At 65.4% G+C, this 20,205-nt stretch carries 21 protein-coding genes and 1 pseudogene; 8 read left to right on the top strand and 14 right to left on the bottom strand.

The genetic code is table 11. The annotated features are described in order from the left end of the window. Window positions 1-142: 142 nt before the first annotated feature. From WJ542_RS14210 to WJ542_RS14160, 11 genes and pseudogenes are all read right to left on the bottom strand, one after another. Window positions 143-367, bottom strand: coding sequence for a hypothetical protein (locus tag WJ542_RS14210; protein WP_411188278.1), 225 nt, complete (start codon window positions 365-367; stop codon window positions 143-145). Further along, window positions 364-1,158: an ExeA family protein gene (locus WJ542_RS14205; protein WP_411188277.1), complete on the bottom strand. Its 795-nt coding sequence runs from the start codon at window positions 1,156-1,158 to the stop codon at window positions 364-366. Before WJ542_RS14205 ends, WJ542_RS14210 begins: the two co-directional genes overlap by 4 nt. Window positions 1,159-1,161: 3 nt before the next feature. Then, entirely contained in the window at window positions 1,162-2,484 is a 1,323-nt protein-coding gene (locus WJ542_RS14200; protein ID WP_411188276.1) for a DDE-type integrase/transposase/recombinase, read from the bottom strand. A 129-nt stretch (window positions 2,485-2,613) separates the two neighbouring features. Continuing rightward, window positions 2,614-3,147, bottom strand: coding sequence for a DUF6431 domain-containing protein (locus WJ542_RS14195; RefSeq protein WP_411188275.1), 534 nt, complete (start codon window positions 3,145-3,147; stop codon window positions 2,614-2,616). A 183-nt stretch (window positions 3,148-3,330) separates the two neighbouring features. Further along, a pseudogene (locus WJ542_RS14190) lies at window positions 3,331-3,905 on the bottom strand (IS5 family transposase); the annotation flags it as partial. 61 nt (window positions 3,906-3,966) lie between these two features. Next, complete coding sequence (locus tag WJ542_RS14185; RefSeq protein WP_411189857.1) at window positions 3,967-4,629, bottom strand: alanine racemase; 663 nt, start codon at window positions 4,627-4,629, stop codon at window positions 3,967-3,969. Next, window positions 4,626-6,230 (bottom strand): acyl-CoA ligase (AMP-forming), exosortase A system-associated, encoded by a 1,605-nt coding sequence (locus WJ542_RS14180; protein ID WP_411189856.1) that lies wholly within the window; start codon window positions 6,228-6,230, stop codon window positions 4,626-4,628. The genes WJ542_RS14185 and WJ542_RS14180 overlap by 4 nt, the downstream gene beginning before the upstream one ends. A gap of 25 nt (window positions 6,231-6,255) precedes the next feature. After that, window positions 6,256-7,197, bottom strand: coding sequence for a 3-oxoacyl-[acyl-carrier-protein] synthase III C-terminal domain-containing protein (locus tag WJ542_RS14175; protein WP_411189855.1), 942 nt, complete (start codon window positions 7,195-7,197; stop codon window positions 6,256-6,258). A gap of 3 nt (window positions 7,198-7,200) precedes the next feature. Beyond that, a complete protein-coding gene (locus WJ542_RS14170; protein ID WP_411189854.1) occupies window positions 7,201-8,217 on the bottom strand; it encodes a beta-ketoacyl-[acyl-carrier-protein] synthase family protein in 1,017 nt (338 codons plus the stop codon). Further along, window positions 8,201-8,476, bottom strand: a complete 276-nt coding sequence (locus tag WJ542_RS14165; protein WP_310698303.1) for an acyl carrier protein — start codon at window positions 8,474-8,476, stop codon at window positions 8,201-8,203. Before WJ542_RS14165 ends, WJ542_RS14170 begins: the two co-directional genes overlap by 17 nt. Before the next feature lie 53 nt (window positions 8,477-8,529). Beyond that, complete coding sequence (locus tag WJ542_RS14160) at window positions 8,530-9,750, bottom strand: acyl-CoA dehydrogenase family protein (protein ID WP_411189853.1); 1,221 nt, start codon at window positions 9,748-9,750, stop codon at window positions 8,530-8,532. 244 nt (window positions 9,751-9,994) lie between these two features. Between WJ542_RS14160 and WJ542_RS14155 the strand changes: the two genes are divergently transcribed. Further along, window positions 9,995-10,831 (top strand): FadR/GntR family transcriptional regulator, encoded by an 837-nt coding sequence (locus WJ542_RS14155; RefSeq protein ID WP_411189852.1) that lies wholly within the window; start codon window positions 9,995-9,997, stop codon window positions 10,829-10,831. A gap of 46 nt (window positions 10,832-10,877) precedes the next feature. Here WJ542_RS14155 and WJ542_RS14150 read toward each other — a convergent pair whose 3' ends face one another. The 3 genes from WJ542_RS14150 to WJ542_RS14140 all read right to left on the bottom strand — a co-directional run bounded on the left by WJ542_RS14150 (window position 10,878) and on the right by WJ542_RS14140 (window position 13,379). Then, on the bottom strand, window positions 10,878-12,302 hold the full coding sequence (locus tag WJ542_RS14150; RefSeq protein WP_411189851.1) for an amidase family protein: 1,425 nt from the start codon (window positions 12,300-12,302) through the stop codon (window positions 10,878-10,880). 332 nt (window positions 12,303-12,634) lie between these two features. Continuing rightward, window positions 12,635-12,964, bottom strand: a complete 330-nt coding sequence (locus WJ542_RS14145) for a helix-turn-helix domain-containing protein (protein WP_411189850.1) — start codon at window positions 12,962-12,964, stop codon at window positions 12,635-12,637. Between the two features lie 64 nt (window positions 12,965-13,028). Continuing rightward, window positions 13,029-13,379, bottom strand: coding sequence for a helix-turn-helix domain-containing protein (locus WJ542_RS14140; protein WP_411189849.1), 351 nt, complete (start codon window positions 13,377-13,379; stop codon window positions 13,029-13,031). A gap of 166 nt (window positions 13,380-13,545) precedes the next feature. Between WJ542_RS14140 and urtB the strand changes: the two genes are divergently transcribed. The 7 genes from urtB to WJ542_RS14105 are packed head-to-tail and all read left to right on the top strand — an operon-like array spanning window position 13,546 to window position 20,168. Further along, window positions 13,546-14,421 carry an urea ABC transporter permease subunit UrtB gene (gene urtB / locus WJ542_RS14135; RefSeq protein ID WP_411189848.1) on the top strand — a complete coding sequence of 292 codons (876 nt, stop codon included), beginning with the start codon at window positions 13,546-13,548 and terminating at the stop codon, window positions 14,419-14,421. Between the two features lie 5 nt (window positions 14,422-14,426). Then, window positions 14,427-15,503: a branched-chain amino acid ABC transporter permease gene (locus tag WJ542_RS14130; RefSeq protein WP_411189847.1), complete on the top strand. Its 1,077-nt coding sequence runs from the start codon at window positions 14,427-14,429 to the stop codon at window positions 15,501-15,503. After that, window positions 15,500-16,234 (top strand): ABC transporter ATP-binding protein, encoded by a 735-nt coding sequence (locus WJ542_RS14125; protein WP_411189846.1) that lies wholly within the window; start codon window positions 15,500-15,502, stop codon window positions 16,232-16,234. Before WJ542_RS14130 ends, WJ542_RS14125 begins: the two co-directional genes overlap by 4 nt. Beyond that, entirely contained in the window at window positions 16,221-16,964 is a 744-nt protein-coding gene (locus WJ542_RS14120) for an ABC transporter ATP-binding protein (RefSeq protein ID WP_411189845.1), read from the top strand. Before WJ542_RS14125 ends, WJ542_RS14120 begins: the two co-directional genes overlap by 14 nt. An 18-nt stretch (window positions 16,965-16,982) precedes the next feature. Next, on the top strand, window positions 16,983-18,161 hold the full coding sequence (locus WJ542_RS14115) for an ABC transporter substrate-binding protein (RefSeq protein WP_411189844.1): 1,179 nt from the start codon (window positions 16,983-16,985) through the stop codon (window positions 18,159-18,161). A gap of 52 nt (window positions 18,162-18,213) precedes the next feature. Continuing rightward, entirely contained in the window at window positions 18,214-19,626 is a 1,413-nt protein-coding gene (locus WJ542_RS14110) for an amidase family protein (protein ID WP_411189843.1), read from the top strand. Further along, window positions 19,623-20,168 (top strand): amino acid synthesis family protein, encoded by a 546-nt coding sequence (locus WJ542_RS14105; protein WP_411189842.1) that lies wholly within the window; start codon window positions 19,623-19,625, stop codon window positions 20,166-20,168. The genes WJ542_RS14110 and WJ542_RS14105 overlap by 4 nt, the downstream gene beginning before the upstream one ends. Window positions 20,169-20,205: the final 37 nt, after the last annotated feature.

Below are 20,205 nucleotides of genomic sequence, written 5' to 3'. Positions count from 1 at the left end.
GCGTTGAGACAGTGGCGGATGTCTCGCGCTCAGCGAGAATGAATGAACCGCAGTCGAACGCGAGACGTAGATCGACACCCGGCGCAATGTTGTCGCGCGCTGCAAGAGCAACGGCCCCGGGATGCTCGCCCGGGGCCGTCGCTCAGAACGGATCGTCGATGTGATGCCGCACCGGGGCGGACCATGGTTGCCTGCTGCGCTGGATCTGCTCTGCGTATGCGCTGCTGAACCACAGCAGCCAGTCGCACAACAGTTGCTGGATCTGGGCCGCCGCCTCGTCGGTGAGCGCGGGTAGCGGCGGCGGTCGTGGCCCGATACGCGTGGACGGTGTGCGTGACTGACCTGGCTGCTGAGGGCGGCGGCTCATCGCATTTCCCCAATCGCCTGCTGCAACAGCTCGTCGGGCAGATGGTTCAGCCCTTTGGGCACAGCCAGCTGCATGGCGGTGCGCAGGATACGCCCGGCATTGCGCGGCAATCCGCGCGAAGCCTGGCGCAGCAGTTCGAGCCCGGTTTCGGAGATCAGCGTGTGGTTGCAGCCGGCGGCCTTGAGCGCGTGGGCGATGAGCTGTGCGAAGCGGGCGTGCTCGGTGACGGGCTGCAGTTGCACGCGGGTCTGGATGCGGCTGTAGAGCGCGGCGTAAGCGTTGCGCTCGAGCATCGGGGCCAGCTCCGGATGGCCGGCAAGCCACACGGTGATGAGACTGCGGGCGTCGAAGGCGAAGTTCAGGAACGAGGGGAAGTCGCGGAAGAACTCCGGCGGCAGGTTCTGCGCCTCATCGATGATCCACACCGGCAGGACCTGCTTGCCGTTGGCCAGCTCGGTGATGCGCTGCTTGATGTCGCGCCACAGGTCCGCGCGCCGGTAGCTGGGTTCGAGCCCGAGTTCGCGGGCCAGCGAGCGGTACAGGTCGATGCGCCCGAACTCGGTCTCGGACAGATAGATGGTCTGGTAGCGGTGCGGATTGAGGTTGCGCGTGAGGTGGCGCAGCATGGCGGTCTTGCCCACGCCGGGCTCCCCGGTGAGCAGGCCGATGCCGGGGCTGTCGAGCAGCCACTGGAAGCGTTCGGACAGGCGCGCGAGCGCGCCATCGTCCCACAGATCGGTGCCGTCGGTGTCCAGCGGCGCGCAACGCAGGCCGAAGTGTTGGCGGTACATGTGTCAGTCCTCGCGACGGTAATGATGTTGATGGACGAGTTCGATGAGGTTGGCTGTGGCAGCGGGCGCTGCAGTCGCGGCAACGGCGGGCGTCCTGCTGCGCCGGCGCCGGCTGTTGGCCAGCGCATCAAGCGCGGTGGCCGCGCCCAGTGGAGCGCCCTGCCTGCTCTGGACACGCACGACCGTACCGGCGTGCGGATCGACGACGAGCACGACGTAGTGGCCGCTGAGTTCATAGGGCACCTCGAAGACGGCGCCTTCGTACGAGACGGTGCCGTCGCGGCGCACGCGTCGCTCGACGCGGTGCAGGAACAGCTCATCGAGCCTGGGGGCAAGCGAGCCGAGCGCGCGGATGCGCGGCAGGTCCTGCCGGTAGCGCGAGAGCGGCGTCACGTTCTCGCCCAGCGCGCTGTGTGGCTCGCAGTGGTAGACCTGTTCGAGCCACGCCCACAGCCGCGCGTTCAGGTCAGTCAGCTCGCGGATGTGTGTGGTGTCCAGTTCGGAGAGGAACTGCTCGCGTACGGTACGGTGCCAGCGTTCGAGCTTGCCCTTGCTTGTGGGCTGGTAAGGCTGGCAATGCACGAGACGCACGCCCAGGTCTGCGCAGATGGTCTGCAGGCTCGCGGCGCGATAGGCCGCGCCGTTATCGACGACGAGCATCTTTGGAATTCCGCGACGCAAGAGCGCCTGCTTGAGCACGCCCTCGATCTCGAGGGCCGTCTCGGACAGACAGAAGGCGCTGTGTGCAACGAGGCGCGAGGCATCGTCCATGAGCGAGACGAGATAGGTCTTGCGGCGCGCCCCGCCAAACGAGAACGTCGGGCCGTGCATGACGTCACCGTACCAGATGGAGCCAGCGTACTCGGCCACGAAGCTGCGCTTCTCCTGGGCAACGACTGTAGGGCTGGCGATACGCGAGAGGTCGTGAGACTTGAGCAGGCGGTGCACGGCGCAGCGTGAGAGTGTGCCGCGCGCCACGATGCCGGTGGCCTCCAGCAACAGCCGGATCTGGCGCACCGAGCGGCTGGGGTTCTCGCGTTTGGCGGCGAGCACCGCAGCCTGCACGACCTCGGGCAGCTTCGAGCGACCCGTGTCGGTGCGCGGCCGGATGGCGAGCCCTGCGATGCCTTCGCGTCGCCAGGCGTAGTACCACGTCTGCAACGTGCGCTCGCTGATGTGACGCCGGCGCGAGCCCGGGATCGCGTACTCCTTGAGGGCGAGCTGACGCAACAGCTGTAGCAGCTCGCCGCGTTCGAGTCGCTCGCGGCTCACGATGGGGCCGAGCACGGACAGCCGGAACAGCGCCACGGGGTCGATGTCGTTCATGAAGTCTCCGTTGAAGTGGAAGAGACCTCATGAAACGCCTGATGCCGTGCAGGCGGCAGTGGGCAGACCCTGTGGGTTGCCCGTTACCGCGTCCGGCAGTGCGTCTCGTGTGGAATTGCGTTCAGCCGATCACGGGACATCGAGGCCATCCAGATCAAGCCAGGCCATCGCACGCGACAGCGACATGAGCGCGAAGCAGGGGCGCCAGAAGGTCGCCGTGTCGGCTGCGCGGCCCAGTTCGGGCAAGCGGCTTCGCAGGGCGAAGGCAAAGTCCTCACTGCAGCGCATGAGCCATCGCCACCAGCGGCGCACGGTGTGGCGATCGATGCCGACCAGGGCTGCGATGCGGCGCAGCGACAGGCCAGAGAGGATCAGGCAGAGCACGAGTTGCTGCAACGCCCAGCCGTACCAGCGCAGCGGGCAGATGCACAGCGGCAGGCGCGAACAGGTACGTCGGCAGGCGGCACAGCAATAGCGTGGCACGGGCACCGGATTGAGCGCGCCGGTGACGCTTCGGTCGGCCTTGCGTTCATAGAAGCCGTGCGCCCACAGGCACGTGCGGCCGCAGTGCGGGCAGCGGCCGGGATGATAGGACTGGGGCGTGGTGACGATGGAGCGAAGATGCTGTTCGAGCGTGAGAAAGGAATGTACGATCCGAAGCATAGGCCGGGCTGTTCTGCGTTCGTGGGCTGGTGTGAGAGCCGTCTCACGATAACAGAGGAGTACCGGCCTATCTCATGTCCACCGCATCGCACGATGCTCACGCTGAAATTCAGGAAATCGCCCTGGACGAACGCGAGACAAATACCCCCCGCCCAAACTCAAATAGCCCGAGCCGTAACACTTGTCATGATCGTAACCACGATCGGCGTAGACACGGCCAGGACGACTCAGCGGCCTGCCGCGCACCCCGCTAATCGGCACGATGGCCTCGATCAACGGGATCAGCTGGGTAACGTCGTGACGATTGGCGCCGGTCAGGATTGCCGCGATCGGCGTGCCGTTAGCGTCGGTGGCGATGTGGTGTTTGGAACCAGGTCGTGCTCGATCGGTGGGGTTCGGGCCAGTTTTTCGCCCGCCCCAACCGCGCGAATCGACGATGAGTCGACGACGACGCGGGAGAAGTCGATCTTCCCGGCCGCTCGCAGTTTCGCCAGCAGCAGTGCGTGCAGTCGATCCCACACGCCGGCTTGCTGCCAATCGCGCAGCCTGCGCCAGCAACTGACGCCGGAGCCGCATCCCATCTCCGCTGGCAGATCTCGCCAGCGGATGCCGGTCTTCAGCACAAACAAGATGCCGGTCAGCGCAGCCCGATCCGGTACCGGCTTGCGACCCGGATACTTGAAGCGGCGTGGCTTCGCTGGTGGTAGCAGTGGCTCGATCAGTGCCCACAGTTCGTCGTCGATGATTGGTTTGCCCATCTCCTCGATCCTGTTGTCACAACAATCGAGGTTAACAGGTTGCGTTACGGGTTAACAGCCCCTACGAACTCTTTTTGAAACCGTTTCTAAGTCGCTGCGCCTGGATCACTGTCGGCGCATGCAGGCATTGCGAGCCCCAGAAAATGTGAAAACCGCTGAGTGCGACTTCCCGTGCTGCCAGTTCGCGCAGGAGCGTCGGCACCTGATCGACGTCCACGCCGAACGGGGTACCGCCGCCGCCCATGCGCATGCCGCTGTGGCTGACCTGAAAGTCGGGATTGATCCGGATCGCGACACGGGGTTTCACGCCCAGTTCCCATCCCAGTGCGGTGACAAGGCGCAGCTGCGTCTCCGATTCGATATGGATGTTGACGTCGCATGCAACGGCGCGCCGCAGGTCGTCGTGGGACTTGCCGGGGCCGGCGAACCCGATGTCTCCAGGTGGCGCACCCGCATCGAGCGCGAGGGCCATTTCCTGCGCCGAAGCCACGTCGAAGCCGTCGACTTCCCCGCCGAGATGATGAACGACGGACGGCATCGGGTTGGCCTTGATCGAATAGTGGAGCTGCATGTTGCCGGGTATCAGGCGGCGTAGTTCCCGGATGCGTTGCGTGATCGCGGTGCGGTCATAGGCGAAGAACGGTGTGCGCCCGGCGCGTTCGGCAAGCTGGCGGATGTCGGCGCCCCCGAACGGCAGGCCCGGGCTGGAGAGAGAATGGTTCATGATGTCTGTCCGGAGCCTGAAGCGTGGGCCGCGAATGCCGTGCGCAGCGCAGCGCGGTCGAACTTGCCGTTGGCGTTGCGTGGAATCTCCGCACAACGGACGATATCCCGGGGGACCATGTACCGCGGCAGCTGCTTGATGCACCAGTCGCGTACCCCGTCGGTTGTCACTGTGTCGCCTGTCATGACCACCATCAGGGCGACAGCTTCGCCGAGTTCCCCGTCCGGTATGCCGAACGCGGCGACTTCGTCCACGAGACCGCTTGCGTGGACGGTTTCCTCGATTTCCTCGGGGCTGATGCGATAACCGGAGCTTTTGATCTGGGCATCGTTGCGGGCGATGAAATAGAGAAAACCTTCTGCGTCACGCTGCACGAGGTCACCGGACCAGACCGCGGTGTCCCGCTGCGCGCCGCCCGGTTTCACTTCGGGGGATGGGCGATAGCGTTGGGTGGTGCGCGCGGTGTCGTTCCAGTATCCGAGCGTGACAAAGGCGCCTGTGTGCACCAGCTCGCCGGGTTCACCGGGCTCGCATGGCGTACCGTCCGGACGCACGACAAGCACGCGTGCGTTCGGGACGGCCTTGCCGATGGAGTCCGGTCGCCGGTCGACCTCAGCGGGGTCCAGGAATGTCGAGCGGAAGGCCTCGGTGAGGCCATACATCAGGAACGGCTTCGCTCCCGGAAACAACGCCCGCAGTTTCTGCAACACCGGCAGTGGCAGGCGGCCGCCCGTGTTCGCGAAGTAGCGCAGGCGGCGTCGCGCCGCGTCTGACCATGCCGCGCCCGCGAGTTGCATCCACAGCGGCGGCACACCGGTGAGCGCGGTGATGTGCTCGCGCTCGCACGCTGCGATCGCGTCGTGGGCCGTCAGGTAATTCAGGAGAACGGGCGTGGCGCCGGCGGCCCAGGCGGATGTGAGCTGGCTCAGTCCGGCGTCGAAGCTCAGTGGAAGCGCTGCGAGGATGCGGTCTGACGGCCCGTGGCCAAGGTACTCGGCGACGCTCCATGCGCCTTCAAGGAGGTTGCGATGGCTGAGCATCACGCCCTTGGGTAGTCCTGTGGAGCCGGAGGTGTAGAGCAGGGCGGCGAGATCTGTATCGACGCACGCTTTGCAGAAGGTTGTGTCTGCAACGTCATTCGGGGTAACGGCGGTGGTCCAGGGCCAGCGATGAATCCGGCCAGCCGCTTCCAGATTCGCGAGAGGCACGCCGGGCTCATCCACGATGATGACGTCTGCCACGGGCGAGGACCCTGCTTCAGCCAGGGTATGGGCGCGCAAGCCTGATGTGACGAGACATGCCGCGCCGCAGTCGCGCAGCACGTGGCTGACCTGCGCCGGCTTGAGAAGCGGATTGACCGGAACGAACACGCCGCCCGCGGCAGTCGCGCCCAGCATGGCAACGACGGCCTCAACGCGCTTGTCGAGGAAGATCGCGACGCGCGCACCTGGCGGGATGTCGAGCGCGGTCAGGGCATGTCCGAACGCGTGGGCGCTGTTGACCAGTTCCCTGTACGTGACGACGGTCTCTGGGCAGACGAGCGCCTGTGCATCCGGGGTACGCCGTGCGTGTGACTGGACGAGGTCAAGGAGATTTCTCATTGCTGGACTCCGATAGCGTTCCTGGTCAGTGGCGTATGACCATCGCGCCGAAGCAGCCGGCGAGTCCGCTCGAAAACAGCAGCGACGACGTGCCTGGCGCGCGGTGCGGGGACGTACCGAAATTGATGAATGGATCGGCGCCGAACACGTGACCGAATTTCCCGAAGTTCGACGTGACGAGCCGCTCGTGGGGCACGGCCAGCATCGTCATCAGGCGGGACCAGCCAGGAAGGTTGACGTGGTGAGGCAACACGGCCGCGAGATCACGTCCCGTGATCCCGGCCTGCGCGAGGGCGGCGCGCATCGTGGTGAATGCGGACCAGTAGTAGCGGTCATCGGGAACGGGCTGCAGTTCGTCATCCGTGCCGCGAAAATAACGGTGGTCGGTATACAGGTGCAGGCCGGTAATCCGGTTGCGATCGCAATCCCGCTCCAGTAGAAAGGCACACGCACCGTCGCCGTGGAGCGCGAGATCCTCGATCGCACGCAGACGGTCGCATCCGGAACCGATGACGTCTGCACACACCACGATGGCGCGCCGAAGCGGCTGGCCTTCCACCGACAGTGCCTGAAGTACGCGGACTGCGGCCATCGGCGACACGCAGTTCTGCTGCATGACCGAGAACGCAAGTGCGCGTCTCAGGCCCATGTGCGACTGGATGAACGCTGCGGTGCCGGCCGGTGGGGCGAGCACACTGCTCTGGATCGTGTGCGTGTAGACCAGAGCGTCGATGCCCGGGGGCGCGGCGCCAGTCTGTGCGAGCAGCGCCGATACGGCATCGCACGCAAGGCTTACCGGCGATCCAGCTGCCGCGTCATGGAACTGGTGTACACCATTGCGCATCAGTGCTTCGGCCTGCTGCCCGGGGAGCCCGCACCGACGCACCCAGGCATCAGCGTCGACGGTCTGCTCCGGCAGCCGGAAGGCGACGGCAGACAGGGACAGTGTGCTGGCGGACGGGAGCATGGTTCAGCCCGCCTGATATTCGAGAACAGCGCAGGCAGCCTGTCCCTGCAGGCCAGTGGACCACAGCAGTACGTGATCTCCGACGGCGGGCGTGACTACGCTGAGAAACGCGTCGAACTGCGCGAGCGGATCCGCAGCGCAGAGATAACCGATGTCGTTGGGCCCGGCACTCCATGTCCGGTCGGCCGGCAAGCCCGCGCGTGCACCGATCGTGCGGACGAGCGCGGGCGCGATGCAGGGCGGAATGATCCACTGGACTCTACGCGCGGTTAGTCTGGCGGTGCTGCAGGCTTCGTCAATGACGCTGGACAGGGCCTCGTCATCGATCCAGGCTTCGACGCTGCGGCGAAGGGGCGGCGTGCGTACGGTCACGCTGCGCACTGACCAGCCCCCGGCTTGGCCGCGCTGGACAACGGCGGCCGCGGCGCCGTCGCCCAGCGCAGCGACGGTACCGGCCAGACGGGAAAAGGGGGAAAGCCATCGTTCGGCGCCCACGACAAGGACCGACTCGAGGTCCCCGTCTTCGGCCATCATGCCGCGGGCAATCCGAAGTCCCAGGAATGACGCGACACCCTGAAGCTGCCCGACGGCGAGCGGCGGTCGGGTCGACCTGAACTCGCTGTGCAGCCGCCCCGCACATGACATGGCGAGGTCGTGCTCGAGACTGGTCGCGCACACGACGATCTGGTCCACGGTCTGCCTTGCCTCGGACGACGATCGCCGGACTGCCTGCCGGGCGGCCAGCAAAGCCATGTCCGTCAGCGTGATGTTGCGTTCGATCGCTACCTGCTGCGTGGAGGGCGGCCGAAAGGTTTCATCTACGTCATCTGGCGGACAGGCTGCAATCCGCCACCTCAGCACGTCGGAATAGATTGACTGCATGACGACGTCGCGGGAGGACGTGGAGGCCCCGGCCGCACCGCGCAGTTGCGCCTGCGGCGGTACGCGCCCGCTCGGGATGTATCGCGACGTGGTGCTGATGCGCATCGCTGCGCGCGCCGGGTCAGTTGCGCTGCGCATGGGATTGCACGAACGAGACCAGATTGCCGAAGCGCACGAAGAGGTCGGACGAGAGGTCCTCGGGGGCCAGCGTGAAGCCGAAACGCTGTTCGAGCTGCAGCAGCAGTTCGGTCATGTTCATCGAGTCGACGCCCAGATCGAAAAGGTTCGTGTCGTCCGAGATCAACGTCGTGTCCAGGGTACTGCCGATGCTGGCCAGCAGGCAGGTCTTGATGGTGGCCGCGATGTCCTCGCGGGCCGAACTGGGGATCTGCGTCATCGAATGTCTCCGTCAGGGGGAATACTCGGTGGTCGGGTCGTCGTTGCTGCCGGCTACGCGGTATCCCACGGTTGTTGCGGGGACCGGAGCGCAGCTCGCGCGATCATGAGCCGCTGGAAATCACCGGTTCCTTCCATGATGTCGAACGCCTTGGCGTCGCGGTAACCCTGATCCAGCGCGGGATGCGCGGCAACGCCGTCGATCCCGGCCACGTCGATTGCGGTACGCGCTACCCTGGCCGCTACGCGCGAGGCGTAAGCCTTGGTCATCGACGACTCCATGGAGGTCGCAAGTCCCTGGTCGGTTTTCCATGCCGTGCAATGACAGAGGAGCCATGCGGAGGTGATCTGGCGGTCGATGTCGAGCAGGAGCGCGTCAATGTCGGCGACGCGAAGTCGGGGCGCCGCGGGCGTGCCGCCCGCCTCGAGCCAGGCGGCGAGTTCGGCGCGTACGCGGCGGCATGTACCGACCATGACTGCGGAAAGGAGGGGGCGGAAGTAGTCCCACGAGCGCTGCGCGCCCGAGAATGCGTCGTCAAGCGGCTTCTCGTCACCGCGCGCGAGCATGGCGTCGTGTGGCACCTCACAGTCGGTGAACGACAGCATCGCAAGCTGGCTTGCACGCAGGCCGGCCATTTTTTCGATACGCGTGACCGAGAAGCCTGGCGTCTCGCGATCGACCACGAACGCGCGGATGCCGTATCGACCCATCTGCCGGTTGATCGTGGCGAAAGTGATCACGCAGTCTGCGCGGGCGCCGTTGGTGATGAAGCACTTGGTGCCGTTCAGGACCCAGCCGCGGGCGGTTTGGCGCGCCGTGGTGCGCATTGCGGTGGCGTCCGAACCACAATCGGGTTCGGTAATCGCGAATGCGCCCCAGCGTGGGGTGGCGGACTGGAAGCGCTGGAAGAACAGCGCCTGCTGCGCTTCGGAGGCGAGCGCGACGACCGGCGGCATGGCGAGGCCGGGGCCGGGTAGAGCGAGCGCAAGGCTGGCGTCGGCTTCAGCCAGCCACGCCATCAGCGTGGCCTGTGCCACGAGCGACTGGGTTTCACTGCACCCGCCGTAGGCCTCGGGCACAAGGTTCAGGTTGAGGGCGGGAATGTCGTCGGGGTACCAGGGAGGGCCGACGATTTCGCCGCGCGCATCTGACTCGGGACTGACCGCCCGCATGCGCGCGGCGAGCTGTTCGAGATCGAGTCGCCGTGCGGCGAGCGCCGCATGGATATCCTCGATCGCGTGTGCCGGATGCGACGGATGTGCCTGTCGCGTCATGATCTATTCCCCCCAACCGGCGCCTAACGCGCCCAGGCACGGCGACCGCCGGTACGTGTACTGCGCGCGGCCGTCGTGTGAATGGAGCGTAGACAGTGGGCAGTGCAGTCGTCACCCCCGAACCTTCGGAGGGTATACGCTCCGAAGCCGGGGCCTGGCGGGGCAGGATCACGGCGGGGCGGCGGGGGATGGCCGATAATGACGCCTGAACCGAACGACGAATGGCCAACTACGGGTGTGACGTATGGCAGGGCGAAAAGAGACCACAGCAAAAAAGGCAGTGCCGCAGCGGGATAAACGGGGACCACGCACGACCAAGCGAGGCGATCAGGTAGCGGAGCTCATCAAGAGCTGGATTACCGATGGCAAGGTGCGTCCCGGTGTGCGGTTGAACAAGGAAGCGGAGCTTCAGGAGATGTTCAACGTCAGCCGCAGCTCAATGCGCGACGCGCTCAAAGCGCTGGAGGTGCAAGGGCTGGTGAGGCTCAGCACGGGGCCCGAAGGCGGTGCCACGATTACGCGGGTGCCCCTCGCGCGCGCCTTTCAGGCGCTGCAGAACTATCTGTTTTTCGAGAGCATCAGCCTCGAGGACATCTACGCGGTGCGGCGCGTGCTGGAGCCACTATTGGCGGCGGGGGCGGTCGAGCATCTGACAGAGGCGGACCTGGAGGCGCTCGAGCGTAGCGTAGAAGTCTGCGAGCCGTTTGTCGCCAGTCACGAGCACGCGCTGGACCAGCGGCATGAGGACATCCATTTCCATGACGTCCTCGCGCTGGCCAACCCGAATGCGTTCCTGCGCTGCGTTTGCCAGATCATCAACCAGATGCTGCATAGCCTGGTGATCGTCGCCGGCAACGTGACGCAGCATGAGTACCAGGCATTCGGCAGGCAGACGGTCGCGGCCCATCGGGCCATTCTGGATGCCGCGCGACGGCGTGACGCCGCCGCGGTCGAAAAGCTGATGGCGGAGCATATGGACGAAGCTGACGCGCAGCTTCGGAAGGTGCACGCAGCCCTGCGCCAGAAGCTTGTGCTCGACTCGGACCTCGACCTGCGCGCAGGCAAGAAGGACAACCCATAAGTCTGGGCACCGCTGTCAACGGGGCCCGCTGTCGAAGGCGGTGTTCTCAGTGAGGTTTGCAATTTGCCCGGGATGCGGACAGCGAGCGGGCGACGTCAGGCAGTGGTGCGCGCCCGACGGCGAGTTCAAGGATATGGCTCGCCCACAGTACCAGCGCGTCGGCATGACGGCCGCCCACGATCTGGATGCCGAGCGGCAGCCCCCCGGCCGTCGTGCCCGCGAAGACGCTGGCTGCCGGCAGGCCGAGCTGGTTGCACCAGGCCGTGAAGTGGGGAAACAGGTCGTCGCCGGCCGGAAGATCGGCCAGTCTCATCGCAACGCGGGGGTAGACCGGACAGATGACGAGGTCGTACCGTTCGAAGAACAGGTTGACCGCAGCGCCGAGCTCGCCGCGCTCGATCAGGGCGGCCAGCAGTGCCTCACGGGAGATCGCCGCACCCGCATTCGCATAGGCCTGCAACGACGGATCGAGCGATGCTGCGCGGCCGGTGAGGCCGTCCGTGAGCTGGCGGCAGCAGGCAGGCCACAGTGTCGCGTGGACCGCATTGCACCGGGCAATCCCGGGAGGGTCCTCGGACTGTACGTGTGCGCCGAGCTGACGGAACGTGTCGACGGCCTGGAGGACTGCATTCTGGACGTCGGGTTCGGGAGCGACATTGAGCCCCAGCGCCGGACTGTAGGCAATGCGGATACCACCGGGCGTCGGCTGGCATTTGAGGCCCAGCTCGTAGTCGTTCGCCTCGAACGGCAGCGCGTACCAGTCGCGGCTGTCCGGCCGGGTGATCACGGTAAGGAGGCGTGCGGCATCCCCTACGCAGCGGGTCATCGGCCCGACATGGCTCATCAGGCCGAAAGGTCCCCGCGGCGCGTGCGGGACGCGCCCGAAGCTCGGCTTGAAGCCGAAGGTGCCCGTGAAGGCGGCGGGAATCCGGATCGATCCGCCGCCGTCGGTACCGATCGCCGCCGGTCCCATGCCCAGCGCGACCGCTGCGGCCGCGCCACCGCTGCTCCCGCCAGGGGTGCGTTCCCTGTCCCAGGGATTGCGTGTAACGCCGGTGAGTGGGCTGTCGGTGACGATCTTGTGGGCGAAATCCGGCAGCGTGGTTTTCCCGAAGCAGATGGCGCCGACCTCGCGCAACCGGGCGACACAGGGGCTGTCCATCGTCGATGGGGACGCATCCGTTGCACGGGATCCATAACGCGTGGCCAGGCCCGCGACCGCCACGTTATCCTTGATGCTGACCGGTATGCCATCCAGTGGGCCGAGAGGCTGTTTGCGTTGCCACCTTTCCTCGGAAGCACGGGCCATGTCGACGGCATCCGCAGCGATCTGGCAAAAGGCATTGACGGAGGGGTCGAGCAACTCGATGCGTTTCAGAACGGCTTTGACGGCGTCTATCGGGGAGGCTTTGCCTGCGCGATACAGGTTATTAAGCTCCTGAATTGTCAGATTGCAGATATCGCCGTCCATGTCGCCTCCATTAATAGTCATAAATAGACCATAAACGGGACACTTAACCGTGTCAAGTATTCGCGGCCCTGGCAAAAATCAGGGTTAACCAGTCAATTTACGAGGTTGACATCGCAATTCTGAGCACGTAAATTTTATCATCATAAATCGATGAGCTTCGAGTGCGAGCGCAACCAGCCCCAGTCTGGGCCGGGGGTGTGACGAAGGTTTGACGCGCGTCGCGGGGCAGATCGGCGCGCGTCCCGCCGGGTGCCTGAACGTGAAGTTGGGATGCGGATCAACGCCGGTATTGGCGCGATGTTCGCTGGCAGGAAAACTAAGACAATCTTAGTTTATGCTTGGGCCAGTTTCTCTGCGCAGGCGAGGAGCGCTTTCTTTTTCTCCTTGCTGAGCCGGCCCGCGATCGCCAGCAGGTTCGCGAGCACTTCGTCGTCCTCGTAGAGGAAACCAGTGGGAACGAGCAGCGCCCGCGCCAGACGCTGGCTTGTCTGTATGGCCGGCGCGTGCTTGCCCTTTTCGTACTGGTTGACGCGGGTGCTGGCGGAAAATTCGTCGATACCCGCCTGGATGCCAAGCTGCTCCTGGGTGAGGCCCGAGCGAAGGCGCGCCTGTTTCAGGCGTCTGGGGAAGACGGTATCGGGGGTCGGTGTGTCGCGCGGCATCCGGCGAGTTTCCCGGATTCGCTCGGGGTTTTTACTAAGTAACTCTTAGTCATGAGACTAAAGTTTATTTTGCTTTTCGGGGTGGGGGAGATGAGCGTGCGAATGCTTCGGCATCGGCAAGAAGGATTTTCTTCCTGTCGCGGGTGAGACGGCCAGCCGTGGCGAGGAGGGATGCGAGCAGATCGTCCTCTTCGTAAAGAAAGGAAGTCGGAACGTGGAGCGCCTTCGCCAGACGTTGGCCGGTCGCGAGATGGGGCAGGTGCTTGCCCCTTTCGTACTGGTTGATGCGGGCGCTTGCCGAAAACTCGTCGATTCCCGCGCGAATGCCGAGTTGCTCCTGCGTCAGGCCCGAGCGTAGACGGGCCTGTTTGAGGCGCTTGGCAAAAACGGAGGAAATAGTGTCGGGACCCGGCATCCCCCGAGTCTCTGGCAATTTTTTGCCGTTTTTACTAAGAGTTACTTAGTCTGTGGGCTAAGAATTACTTTGGAACGGGTGGGCTGGCAAGCAAAGCCAGAGCGCTGCGCGGATGCGCGATCTCCGGAGTGGATTCGAAAGCGAACATGAAGACCTGGATATTGCAATGACAACGACGCTGAACATCCTGAGTTACGTGAGCATTCTTGCGCTGGTGGCGCTTGGCCTGGCCATCATTTTTGGCATGATGGACATCGTGAACCTGGCGCACGCCGAGTGGGTCACGATTGGGGCCTATACGCTGGCCGTCGTTCAGGCGGTGGCCGGGGCTCGGGGCTACTGGCTCGCCCTGGTCGCGGCCCCCGTCGTGGGTGCGGCACTCGGCTGGTGTCTCGAGCGACTGGTTATCCGGCTGCTTTACGACCGGCCCCTCGACACGCTGCTCGCAACGTATGCGGTCAGCCTGATCCTGCAGAAGGTACTGGAGCTTGTTTTCGGTACCCAGCCCATGCTGGTGTACACGCCGTTTGACGGTGCGTTGCCGATTCCTGGTGGAAATTATCCCGCCTACCGCGTCTTCGTAATCGTCGTGGCGCTGGCGGTCACTGCTGGCTGCTGGCTGCTCTTCACCCGTACCCGCTTCGGCACACAACTGCGCGCCGTGATCCAGCACCCCACGATGGCGGAAGCCGTGGGTATCAATACGAGGCGCCTGAACCGGATCGCCTTCTCGGGTGGTGCGGCACTCGCATCGCTCGCCGGTGTGCTCGTCGCACCCATGGTGTCGGTCGAGTCCCACATGGGCGTCTCATATCTCGCCAAGGCGTTTTTTGTGATCGTGCTGGGCGGTATTGGCTCCATCGCGGGCAGCATCGTCGGCAGTGTGGCCATCGGTACCGCCGAGACCCTGCTCAGCTATCGCGTCGATCCCTCGCTGGCGTCAGCCATCGTGCTTGTCCTCTCCATCATCGTCATCCGGTTCCGGCCGCAGGGCCTCATCCCGGGGTTCAGTGCAGCCCATCAGCTTCTCGGTAAAGGATAAATCGTATGTATGGGAAACATGCAGGCCGCCTGCGGCTCTGGCTTTCACAGTCGCCACTCGGGGCCGGGGACGCTCCACCCATGCTGACGTGGGGCGCGGCCGTAGTCGCCGTGACCCTGCTGCCGCTGTTTGTCAGCCCCTGGTTCCTGTCGACGGTGCGTGACGCGCTGGTCATGGGCATCCTGGCGCTCAGCTATGACCTGCTCTGGGGACGCGCGGGCATCCTCACGCTCGGACACACGACATTTCTCGGACTCGGCGCCTATGGCTTTGCCATTGCGACGGTGCAGTTTGCGCAGACGCCTGCGATCGGACTGATCTGCGCAGTGGGATGCGCCGCGATGGTTGCGGCCGTGATCGGCTACTTCCTGCTGTTTGCAGGCGTCAGGCTGCATTTCTTTGCCATCATCAGTCTTGCCGTGCTGATCGTTGCACAGCAGCTTGCCGTGAGCTGGCAGTCGGTCACAGGAGGTGACACAGGAATCCTCGGCATCCCCGCACTCTCGTTTGCCATCGGCAGCTACACAGTCGACCTCGGCACGCCTGCTGCCTCCTGGTATGCCGTGTCCGTGGTTCTGCTGGCGGCGACCGCACTCCTGTGGTTGCTGTGTCGCAGCCGGTACGGCAAGGTACTCGATGCGATCGCTGGGAACGAATGGCGCGCAAAGGCATGCGGATACAACTCCTCGTTTCATCTGCTGATGGTCTTCATCACCTCGGCGATGCTGGCGGCCGTGGCCGGTGCGCTGATGGGCGCCTGCTCGGGCGTCGTCGGGCCTGATGTTTTCTCGCCGCTGCTGTCGACCGAGGTGATTCTCTGGGTGGCCATCGGCGGCCGCGGAAAGACCGGAGGACCCGTCGCCGCCGCCGTCGTCCTGACGCTGGTCAAACAGGTCGTGTCGAGCTACAGCACAGACGGCTGGCCACTGATTCTTGGTGGCCTTTTTCTCGCCTGTGTGCTTTTCCTGCCTGACGGCGTGCGGGCGTCTGGTCTCGTGCGCGCCGTGCGTCGCATCGCACGGGCCGCGTCGAGCACTCCAGTGGTCCATCGCGCGGGTCACGCGCAGGAGGAGCGGCAATGAGCGCTCCCTTTCTCCAGGGCGTGGGTCTGTCCCGGGCGTTCGGTGGCATCAAGGCCGTAGCCGGCGTCGATATCGCGATCGGTTCTCGTGACCTGCTGTGCGTGATAGGGCCGAACGGCGCCGGTAAAAGCACGCTCGTGGGTCTGCTCTCCGGCGCCATCGCGGCCGGCAGCGGCGAGCTGTATCTGGACGGCGAGCGGATGACGGGCCGTCCGATGCATCAGTTTTGCCGCCGTGGCGTGGTGCGCAAGTTTCAGGGCACCAACACCTTTCTGGCGATGAGCGCGCGCGACAACCTGATGGTTGCCGGGATGGGCGTTGCAGCGCACCGTGATTCACCGATGCCGGACCCCGATGCAGTGCTGGAGGAGGTCGGCCTGTTGGCAGAGGCCGGCCAGCTTGCCTCGCACCTCTCTCATGGCGAGCGGCAGTGGCTGGAAATCGGCATGGCCATCATGTGCCAGCCCACGCTGCTGCTGCTGGATGAGCCGGCGGCCGGTCTGTCCACGAAGGACGCACAGCGTCTCGTTCGCCTCATCCACCGGTTGCGTGAGCGGTGCGCTGTACTTGCGATCGAGCACGACCTCGGCTTCGTGCAGGCCCTGTCCTGCGAGACCTGGGTAATGCACCGGGGCGAGGTGGTGCGCCGGGGATCGTTCGCGCAGATAGCGGGGGACCCGGAGATCCGCCGCATCTATCTGGGCAGGGGGGCCGCTCATGCTGCGCATTGAGAACCTGTGCGCCGGTTATGGCGACGTGGACGTGATCCATCAGCTCTCGCTGGACGTGCTGCCCAACGAGGTTGTCGGGGTGCTGGGATGCAATGGCGCAGGCAAGTCCACGCTGGTGAAAGCAATCATGGGACTGCTTCCGCGCGCGAGCGGCGCGGTGCGCTTCCTGGAGCAGCCGCTCAACGGGTTGCGCACGCATGAGATTGCCCGCCGGGGCATCGGTCTCGTGCCCCAGGGGCGCTGGATCTTTCCCAGGCTCACCGTACGCGAAAACCTGCTGATGGGCACGCAGGCCGCAGGCGGTGCCGGCATCCTCGACGAGGTGTTTGACTATTTCCCCGTGCTCAAGCAGCGACTTTCCCAGCAGGGCGGAACGCTCTCCGGTGGAGAGCAGCAGGTGCTCGCGATATCCCGTGCGTTGTGTGGCCGTCCCAGGCTGCTGCTGCTCGACGAGCCCTCCGACGGCGTGCAGCCGAACCTGGTCGAGCGCATCGGCGAAGTCATTCCCGAACTGTGTCGCCGCTCGAAGCTCGCCGTTCTCCTGGTCGAGCAGAACCTCGACCTCGTCCTGCAGAGCGCGCAGCGTTGCATCGTGCTCAGCAACGGCCGGCTCGTGCATGCCGGCCCGGTTGAGCCACCGCGCAACGGGATGGAGGAGCACCCGCTCGCGCGCTGGCTCTCTCCGGCGGTTGACGCCGCGGGAGACCTTCGTACCGAAAACATCCAGTAACCACCAGAGAGACCACGCATGAACCGACGTGAATTTTCCCGAACCGTGCTGCTTGGTGCAGCCGCCTCCCTCGCCACATCGGTCGTTTCTCCGTTCGCGCGTGCAGCCGAGCCGCTGAAGATAGGACTGCTCGCGCCACTGAGCGGACCCCTGACGCGAGTGGGGCAGACGAACCGCAACTGCGCCGCGCTGGCCGTGGACGAGATCAACGCAGCGGGCGGCCTGCTCGGACGGCCACTGCAGCTGAGTGTCGAGGACACACAGATGTCGACGGCTGTGACGCTGGAAAAGGCACGGCAGCTCTTCATGCGCGACGACGTTGCGATGATCACCGGCATGGTGCTGCCGTCGGAGCGCGAAGCGGCCCTTCAGGCGGCGAGGTCGGCCCGCAAGCTCGTGGTCTATCCGAACTTCGACGAGGGGCGGTGTGATCCACAGCTGCTCACGACGGGCCTTGCTGCAAGCCAGCGCATCGATCCGCTTATCGCGTGGCTCATGCGCGATGGTGGGCGCTCCGTCTGCGCAGTCGTCTCGGACATCGGCAGTAACCGGAAGGTACTGATCCCACAGCTGCAGGCGGCAGTGACCCGGCACGGCGGAAAGTTTCTCGACGTCTACTGGTTGCCGTTCGGCACGCGTGATTACGGCGCGGTCCTGCAGCGCGTCGCCAGTGCGGGCCCCCAGATCGTGTGGCACAGCATCGGCGACGATCCGGTGACCTTCGTCAAGCAGTACCGCTCGTTCGCGATGAAGCCGCCGCTCGTGACGGACATCGCGCATGAATCGCTGTCGATTGCGACGACCGGCGCATCGACGGGCGCGATCGGCGTGTCGTCGTATTTCATGAGCATCGACAACCCGGAAAACGAAGCGTTCCTTGCGCGCTATACGGCGCATTACGCCGACGCGCGCGATCCTCGCCTAGGCCGGCATGCAGTGGTGCTGCCGCATGGGGAGAACACGTACGCGGGTATCCGGCTCTTTGCCGAGGCGGTGAAGTCGACCGCAAGCGTAGACGCGGCCCGCGTCCGTGCCGCGTTGCCGGCGGTGTCCGTTGCGTTGCCGCGCGGCAGGACCGGGTTGAGCCACGACGGTGGTCATGTCCTCTGCCAGACCCGGATCGGTCAGGCGCTCGCCGACAACAGTTTTTCGATTCTCGACTCCACGGGGCCGGTCACACCGGCCTGCGAGGGATAGCCACGGCTCGCGTCGGTGGTCCGTTTTCATATGAATCAATCAGGACTACAGAATGGATGACATAGTGATGCTGAATGCGGCCCAGCTGCTGGCCGGTTACCGGCAGCGGCGACTGTCGCCTGTCGAAGTCATGTGTGCGGTGCTCGACCGGATCACGAGACTCGATCCGGCGGTCAATGCGTTCTGTGCGCTTGACGAGGAGGGCGCGCTCAAGGCCGCCGGAGAATCGGAGCGCCGCTGGCTGAAGGGCGAGTCATGCGGCCCGCTCGACGGCGTGCCTGTCTCTGTGAAGGATCTCGTGGCGGTGGGGGGACTCCCGACGCGATATGGGTCGTGGACGTCGTCGCCGGACCGGGAGTACGAGGATGCGCCGGCCGTCGCGCGGCTACGCAGCGCGGGCGCCATTCTGTTTGGCAAGACGACGACCTCCGAGTTCGGCAACAAGATCGTCACCGACTGCCCCCTGACGGGCGCCACCCGCAACCCCTGGAATACGCAACTGTCATCCGGCGGTAGCAGCGGGGGATCCGCTGTTGCCGTGGCACTCGGCATGGGACCGCTCTCGCTCGCGACGGACGGCGGGGGCTCGATCCGGATTCCAGCGTGCTGGAGCGGAGTGGTGGGTTTCAAGCCGACATTTGCACTGGTGCCGGCAGGCAGGGCCGCGTCGTGGACGGCACTGTCCACGCTCGGGCCGATCGCGCGCACCGTTCGCGATGCCGCGCTGATGCTCGACGCCATGGCGGGTGCCCATGACGGATATCCCGGCACCGGCGCGCCACCGTGCTATACGGCCGCCCTTGACGGCGGAGTCGCCGGCTTGCGGATCGCGTACTGCGCGTCGCCTGGCGGCATTGAGGTGGAACCGGACATTGCGGCGAGCGTCAGCAGGGCCGCAGACGCGTTCGCCGGACTCGGCGCGACAGTCGTGCCGGCCGATGTCGAACCGGTCGCAGATTATTACGGCGACGGCCGTATGCATTCGATCCAGTGGTCAGTGTTCTTCGCGCAGCGTGTCCGTCACATGGAGCTGGCTGACCGGACCCTGCTTGATCCAGAACTGCTGGCTCTGGCGGAAGCTGGGGCGCAGATCGATACAGCGACGTTTGCCGACGCCCTGCTCGCGAGGCACGCGCTCGGCGCCGCGATAGAGGCTTTCTTCGCGCAATACGACCTGCTGATCACGCCGACCTTCCATCGCGGCCCGCCACCGGTTCCCGGCTTGCCCGGTCATATGCGCTCGGCGCCGTTTCTGACTGCGTGGTGCAACCAGGCCAGCGTACCCGCCATATCCGTGCCCTGTGGCTTTGCCGGTGGGATGCCGGTCGGCGTACAGATCGTTGGCCGACGTGGATGTGATGCGCTGGTGCTGCGGGCCGCACATGCGTATGAGCGCGCGAGAGGCGATTTCCCATCGCCGGACGTGAGGCTGCTCGGGGCCGGCGCGACGGAGACGGAATCATGAGCCTCACCGTGACGCGCGTCGTTATCCAGCTTGTCGAGCGGTGCGCCGAACTGGACACGCCGCTGACATCGCCCCACCGGCTGGTGGTTGCGGCGGCGGTGCTCAGGCCCGCGTTCGCCGACATCGACGATGACCTCACGGTCCTGTGTGCGCTCGGCGACGACCTCGGCCGGATGCTCACCGGTCGCGCGCTGCAGGCCCTTGGCTGCGCGCCTGCCGCGGTGCAGGCATACGGCAAGGCCGCGCTCGTCGGAATGGACGTTCCGCTCGAATGGGGCGCTGCGCTGCTCCATCCACGTCTGGGCAAAGCCGTACGCGCGTGTCTTCCAGGCGCGACGTCGATCATGCCATCGGTCACGAAGCGCGCGACGGCCGGTGCGACTGTCGATATCCCGCTGCACGGGACCGCGGACATGTGGAGCTTCGACCACTTCGACACGGTGAGCCTGTCGGTGGCCGATTCACCGGGTCCGGCCGAACTGCTGGTCGCCGTCGCGCTCGCCGACAGCGGCAGGCCGCTGGCCCGGGTGAGGCCGGCATGAGGTGCAGGCGACAGGGTTGGCCGGCTGCGCGGCAGCG

Source organism: Paraburkholderia yinzeri (assembly GCF_046581065.1).
Taxonomy (GTDB): Bacteria; Pseudomonadota; Gammaproteobacteria; order Burkholderiales; family Burkholderiaceae; genus Paraburkholderia.
This window is presented reverse-complemented; position numbering and strand designations above follow the sequence as displayed.